Source organism: Streptomyces murinus, assembly GCF_002154555.1.
In the GTDB taxonomy this organism is placed as follows: Bacteria; Actinomycetota; Actinomycetes; order Streptomycetales; family Streptomycetaceae; genus Streptomyces; species Streptomyces murinus.
The window spans coordinates 1-6,132 of sequence record NZ_MUNF01000696.1 but is presented as its reverse complement, the minus strand read 5'-3'; the positions used below and the strand labels follow the sequence as shown (position 1 = coordinate 6,132).

Annotated in this window: 6 protein-coding genes; 1 reads left to right on the top strand and 5 read right to left on the bottom strand. The window is 73.2% G+C overall.

Annotated elements, in window-relative coordinates:
* The 3 genes from CCN72_RS33325 to CCN72_RS33315 form a co-directional block, all read right to left on the bottom strand.
* The coding region (locus tag CCN72_RS33325) for a class I SAM-dependent methyltransferase (protein ID WP_425276194.1) at window positions 1–442 on the bottom strand (442 nt) is incomplete at its 3' end.
* A 61-nt stretch (window positions 443–503) separates the two neighbouring features.
* The gene (locus tag CCN72_RS33320; RefSeq protein WP_086811984.1) at window positions 504–1,010 is read right to left on the bottom strand and encodes a hypothetical protein; all 507 of its coding nucleotides are present in this window, start codon (window positions 1,008–1,010) and stop codon (window positions 504–506) included.
* Window positions 1,011–1,127: 117 nt separating this feature from the next.
* The gene (locus tag CCN72_RS33315; protein WP_107430230.1) at window positions 1,128–1,382 is read right to left on the bottom strand and encodes an SH3 domain-containing protein; all 255 of its coding nucleotides are present in this window, start codon (window positions 1,380–1,382) and stop codon (window positions 1,128–1,130) included.
* A gap of 147 nt (window positions 1,383–1,529) precedes the next feature.
* On the opposite strand from CCN72_RS33315, the gene CCN72_RS33310 reads away from it, so the two are divergent.
* On the top strand, window positions 1,530–3,641 hold the full coding sequence (locus CCN72_RS33310) for a serine/threonine-protein kinase (protein ID WP_086811982.1): 2,112 nt from the start codon (window positions 1,530–1,532) through the stop codon (window positions 3,639–3,641).
* Window positions 3,642–3,753: 112 nt separating this feature from the next.
* Here the strand turns inward: CCN72_RS33310 and ilvD are convergent, their stop codons facing one another.
* Together ilvD and CCN72_RS33300 are read right to left on the bottom strand one after the other, a co-directional pair.
* Window positions 3,754–5,607: a dihydroxy-acid dehydratase gene (gene ilvD / locus CCN72_RS33305; RefSeq protein ID WP_085565934.1), complete on the bottom strand. Its 1,854-nt coding sequence runs from the start codon at window positions 5,605–5,607 to the stop codon at window positions 3,754–3,756.
* Between the two features lie 136 nt (window positions 5,608–5,743).
* On the bottom strand, window positions 5,744–6,132 hold a 389-nt coding region (locus tag CCN72_RS33300), incomplete at its 5' end, for a TetR/AcrR family transcriptional regulator (RefSeq protein WP_483027291.1).

The window sequence follows — 6,132 nt, the reverse complement described above, 5'->3', positions numbered from 1 at the left end:
CCGGGCGCAGGACGCGCAGCGCCTCCGGCACCGAGTGGGCGGGGTCGGTCCAGTGCCAGGACTGGGCGTAGGTGAGCAGGTCGAGGGTGGCGTCGGCGAGCGGAAGGGCGTTGCCGTTGCCGCGGACCAGGGGGATGTCCGGGTTGCCGCGGCGGAACTCGGCGGCCATGCCCGCGCCGGGCTCGACCGCGAGGACGTCCGCGCCGCGGGCGTGCAGCAGGCTGGTGGAGATGCCGGTACCGGCGCCGACGTCCGCGACCCGCGCACCGGTCAGGGGCCGGTCCGCCGCCTGCTCGATGGTGTCGAAGAGGGCGGGCGGGTAGGAGGGACGGTTGGCCGCGTACTGGGCGGCGGCCGCGTTGAAGGAGTGGGCGCGGGCGGGGTCGGCGGATCGCGGGGTCGTCATACGGCCATGGTCGCCGGTGCGCGCCGCGCACGACAGCGGCTCTGCTCGAGGTTCCAGGGCCTTTGCTCCGACCCCGGCAAGATCCGGGAGAGAAGCTCTAGCCGCGCCGCTTCTTCTTCGAGGGGTTGCCCGAGCGGCGGGTGGTGCGGGCGGCGTGTTCGGCGCGGGCCTTCTCGTACTCCTCGCGGTGCAGCTTCTCGCCCGGGGCCTCGGTGAGGGAACGGACGAAGTAGGCGGCGAGGGTGCCGACGAAGCCGATGGCGAGCAGTCCGCGCAGGGACGCCTGGCGCTGTGGGTCCTGGCGCTTGCCGAAGCCGGCCAGAGCGTTGCCGAAGGCGAGCGCGGTGCAGATCGCGAACATGGCGACGACCAGGACGGTCACGAAGGCGCCGGTGTCGGCGATCTGGAGGCCCTGGAAGGCGAAGCGCAGCACCAGGCAGGAGGCGACCGCGGCGACGAGGGAACCGGCGGCGACACCGGCGCGGCGGGCCGCGTAGCCGTCGTCGTGGTGCACCCAGGACGTGCCGAAAAAGCGCAGGGGCTCGGGCCGGGGCCCGCCCACGGGTTCCTCCGGGGCGCCCGGGGCGCCGGTTTCGTCGCTCACGGGACGATTATGGCGCCGACGGGCGGAGGACTCGCGGGCGGGTGCGGCGGCGGGCCCGGATACAGGTACGGATACGGGCCCGGATACAGATACGGATACGGATACGGCGGCAGGGCGTCAGCCGCAGCGGTCCGCCACGAAGCCGTCGCTGCCCGTGTGCACGTACGCGTCCGCCACGAACTCGCCGTCGCTGATGTTGTCCCAGATGTTCGAGGTGCCGTACGTGCCGGTGACCGTGGTGCCCGTGGTCTGGCAGTAGATCGGGACCTTGGCGCCCTCGGGGAGGGTGCGGGTGATGCCGTAGCTGGTGCCGGGGCCGCTGCGGACGTTGACGCGGACGCCCGGGGCGACGGAGTAGTAGCGGACGGACATGCGGAATCTCCCCCGTGAAGCCCCACCGCAAGGCGGGGATCGTCGAATGCGAACGGAGGTTAGCAAGCCGCCTCGGTCTCGTACGAGCCATCGACTAGGCTCCGTCGCGTCGCGCGCGGACGATGAGCACGGGGGGCGGTCCAGTCGATGACGCCACAGCGCAGCACCGGAGCGGGCGCGGAAGCCGATATGCCCGAGTACGCCGGGCATTACCACCTGGAGTCCCGGCTGGGCTCCGGCGGCATGGGGGTGGTCCACCTCGCCCGCAGTACGTCCGGGCTGCGTCTCGCCGTGAAGGTCGTGCACGCGGAGTTCGCGCGGGACCGGGAGTTCCGGGGCCGGTTCCGGCAGGAGGTGGCCGCGGCGCGCCGGGTCAGCGGTGCCTTCACCGCGCCCGTGGTGGACGCCGACCCGGAGGCCGCACGCCCTTGGATGGCCACCCTGTACATCCCCGGCCCGACCCTGTCCGAGCAGGTGAAGGAGCACGGGCCGCTGGACGCCGGGCAGTTGCGGCGGCTGATGGCGGGACTCGCCGAGGCGCTGCGCGACATACACCGTGTGGGCGTGGTGCACCGGGATCTCAAGCCGAGCAATGTGCTGCTCGCCGAGGACGGCCCGAAGGTCATCGACTTCGGCATCTCCCGGCCCAAGGACAGCGAACTGCGCACGGAGACCGGCAAGTTGATCGGCACCCCGCCGTTCATGGCGCCCGAGCAGTTCCGCCGGCCGCGCGAGGTCGGTCCGGCCGCGGACATCTTCGCGCTGGGCTCGGTGCTGGTGCACGCGGCGACCGGGCGGGGGCCGTTCGACTCCGACAGCCCGTACGTCGTCGCCTATCAGGTCGTCCACGACGAGCCCGATCTGTCGGGGGTGCCGGCGGGGCTCGCGCCGCTCATCGAGCGCTGTCTCGCCAAGGACCCGGACGAGCGGCCGACGCCGGACGAGCTGATGCGCCAACTTCGGTCGGTGGCGGCGTCGTACGACACCCAGGCGTTCATACCGGCACAGCGGAAGGCGAGTTCGGAGGGCTCCGGGAGCAAGGACGTGGCGGCGGTCTCGGAGGGCACCGGGAAGGCGCCGTCGAAGAGGCGTGCCGTACGGCCCGGTCGTGTCGCCGCCGTCGCGGCCGGGGTGCTCGCGCTGGTCGTCGGCGGGGCTCTCGCCTGGGTGCAGTGGCTCGGCGACGACGCCCCCGCGGCGAAGGCTCCGCGCACGGCCGCGGTCGGGTTCGCGGGGTGGCGTACGACGCCGGTCGCCGGGCAGAGCGACGCGCCCCGGTGTGCCTTCGGGGCGGGCAAGGTGCTGTGCGCCGGGGCGGGGCAGGCGTACGCGCTCGATCCGCGTGGCGGCCGGGTGCTGTGGCGGCACCCCTTCACGGGGGCGCGCTGGAGCGCGGCGCCCGCGGTGTCGGGCGGCCTGGTGCAGGTGCGGGACGAGGCGGGGGACGTGGTGGCCCTCGACCCGGACACGGGCCGTACGCACTGGCGGCACGCGCTGCCCACGGGTGCCGGGGCGCAGTACACGGACGGGACGCTGCTGATCACCGCGGCCGACGGCACGGTCACGGCGGTGGACAGCGCGTCGGGCCGTACCCGCTGGAGCCACCGGCTGCCCGGGGCCGGCCGGCCGAGCGTCGACACGTATCCGGGCAGCGCCGCCGCCTACGCCTCGACCGCCTCCGCCGACGGCCGCAGCACCCGGGTCGTCGCGTTCGATCCGAAGAGCGGCGCGGTGCGCTGGGACACCGTGCTGACCGGGCTGCTGCGGCCGGTCGGCGCCACGGACGGCACGGTGTTCCTCGTGTCCGCCGACCCGGTCTACGGCGACACGGACGCGGTGGTCCGTTACGACGCCGCGACCCGGGCCGTACGACGGGTGGCGCTGCCCGCGCCCCGGCCGGACGTGCACGCCGTCGTGCGCGGGGGCGTGGTCTATCTGCTGGACGTCAACGGTGGCCTGGACGCCGTGGACACCGCGGCCGGGAAGCGGCTGTGGCACCTGGAGACATCGGTGAGCCGGGGTTCGGCGCTGGTCGCCGGGGACCGGTATCTGTACTTCTCCGCCGGTGACGGGCGGCTGCTCGCCGTGGACGCGCGGGGCGGGCGGCTCGCGGGGCAGACTCCGGCGCGGCCGGGGGACGGCACCGCGCGGATCGCGGCGCTGCGGGCCGCTCCGGTGCTCGTGGCGCCGCAGGTGTTCGGCTCCGCTCCCGACGGATCGGTGTTCGCGCTCGACGGGCGGGACCCGTCGGCCTGGTGAAACGTTCCCGGTCGGGCGAAAGGGGCCGCTCCCCACGGGGGCGGCCCCTTCGTCATGACGGCGCGACGGCGGTCATGACGGCAGGACGGCGGTCATGACGGCAGGACGGCGGTCAGCCCAGCTTGCTCACGTCCCGCACCGCGCCCTTGTCCGCGCTGGTCGCCATCGCGGCGTAGGCGCGCAGCGCGGCGGTGATCTTGCGGTCGCGGTTCTTCGGGGCGTAGCCGCCGTTCAGGGCCTGCTCGCGGCGGGCCAGTTCGGCGTCGTCCACCAGCAGTTCGATGCTGCGGTTCGGGATGTCGATGCGGATCCGGTCGCCGTCCTCGACCAGGGCGATGGTGCCGCCCGAGGCCGCCTCCGGGGAGGCATGGCCGATGGAGAGGCCCGAGGTGCCGCCGGAGAAGCGGCCGTCGGTGATCAGCGCGCAGCTCTTGCCGAGGCCGCGGCCCTTCAGGTACGAGGTCGGGTAGAGCATCTCCTGCATGCCGGGGCCGCCCTTGGGGCCCTCGTAGCGGATGACGACGACGTCGCCCTCCTTGACCTCCTGGGTGAGGATCCGCTGGACGGCCTCCTCCTGGGACTCGCAGACCACGGCCGGGCCCTCGAAGGTCCAGATCGACTCGTCCACGCCGGCCGTCTTGACCACGCAGCCGTCGACGGCCAGATTGCCGCGCAGCACCGCGAGGCCGCCGTCCTTGGAGTAGGCGTGCTCGGCGGAGCGGATGCAGCCGCTCTCGGCGTCGTCGTCCAGGGACTCCCAGCGCTCGGACTGGGAGAACGCCTCGGCGGAGCGGACGCAGCCGGGGGCCGCGTGCCACAGCTCGACGGCCTCGGGGGACGGGGAGCCGCCGCGCACGTCCCAGGTCTTGAGCCAGTCGGCGAGGGAGGGGCTGTGCACGGCGTGCACGTCCTCGTTGAGCAGGCCCGCGCGGTGCAGTTCGCCGAGGAGGGCGGGGATGCCGCCGGCGCGGTGCACGTCCTCCATGTAGTACGTACGGTTCTTGCCCACGTTCGGCGCGACCTTGGCGAGGCAGGGGACGCGGCGCGAGACGGCGTCGATCTCCTCCAGGCCGAAGGCGACGCCCGCCTCCTGGGCGGCGGCCAGCAGATGCAGGATCGTGTTGGTGGAGCCGCCCATCGCGATGTCCAGGGCCATGGCGTTCTCGAAGGCCTGGAAGGTGGCGACATTGCGGGGCAGGACCGTCTCGTCGTCCTGCTCGTAGTAGCGCCGGGTCACGTCCATGACGGTGCGGGCGGCGTCGACGTAGAGCTGCTTGCGCGCGGTGTGGGTGGCGAGGACCGAGCCGTTGCCGGGCAGGGAGAGGCCGATGGCCTCGGTCAGGCAGTTCATCGAGTTGGCGGTGAACATGCCGGAACAGCTGCCGCAGGTCGGGCAGGCGTTCTCCTCGATGCGCAGGATGTCCGCGTCGGAGACCTTGTCGTTGGCGGCTTCCGCGATGGCGTCGATCAGGTCGAGGGAGCGCACGGTGCCGTCGACCAGGGTGGCGCGGCCGGCCTCCATGGGGCCGCCGGAGACGAAGACCGTCGGGATGTTCAGGCGCAGGGCGGCCATCAGCATGCCCGGGGTGATCTTGTCGCAGTTGGAGATGCAGACCAGGGCGTCGGCGCAGTGGGCCTCGACCATGTACTCCACGGAGTCCGCGATCAGGTCGCGGGAGGGCAGCGAGTAGAGCATGCCGCCGTGGCCCATGGCGATGCCGTCGTCCACCGCGATGGTGTTGAACTCGCGCGGGATGCCGCCCGCCTCGGTGATCGCCTCGCTGACGATCCGGCCGACCGGCTGGAGGTGGGTGTGGCCCGGCACGAACTCGGTGAAGGAGTTGGCGACGGCGATGATCGGCTTACGGCCGATGTCCGCGCCGGGTACACCGGAGGCACGCATAAGGGCGCGGGCGCCCGCCATGTTGCGGCCGTGGGTGACTGTGCGGGACCTCAGCTCGGGCATCGTCGCTCGCTCCTCGATGAACAGTTCTGGCTTTCTCCGAGCCTACGCCGACGCTCCAAGGAATGGACAAGCTTGTCCGGAATGCGGGACGGGCATTTCACCGGCGCCCGCCCTGCGGCCGTGATCGGGGCTGCCTTCAGGGCTGTGTGAGGTGCTTCTGTACGACGGGTGACACGCGGGCGATGATCTCCTCCACGTCCGCCGAGGCGAGCGGTTCCAGCTTGAGGACGTAGCGCATCAGGGCCGTACCCACCAGCTGCGCGGCGGCCAGCTCGGCGCGCAGCTCGGCGTCCGGCAGGTCCAGCCGGGCCGCGACCCGGCGCACCAGCTGGGCGGCGACCAGGCGGCGGAAGACGGCGGCGGCGGTGTCGTTGGTGACGGCCGAGCGCAGGATCGCGAGCAGCGGGGCGCGGGTGGTGGGGTTCTCCCAGACGCCGAAAACGAAGCGGGCCAGCCGCTCCCCCACGCCGTCCGGCGGGCCCTCGGCGAGGGTGTCGGGGGCGGCGAGGGCCCGCCGGACGGCGT

Coding starts and splice junctions, on each gene's coding strand:
- CCN72_RS33315 (WP_107430230.1), bottom strand. CDS start 1,382: ATGTCCGTCCGCTACTACTCCGTCGCCCCGGGCGTCCGCGTCAACGTC.
- CCN72_RS33310 (WP_086811982.1), top strand. CDS start 1,530: ATGACGCCACAGCGCAGCACCGGAGCGGGCGCGGAAGCCGATATGCCC.
- ilvD (WP_085565934.1), bottom strand. CDS start 5,607: ATGCCCGAGCTGAGGTCCCGCACAGTCACCCACGGCCGCAACATGGCG.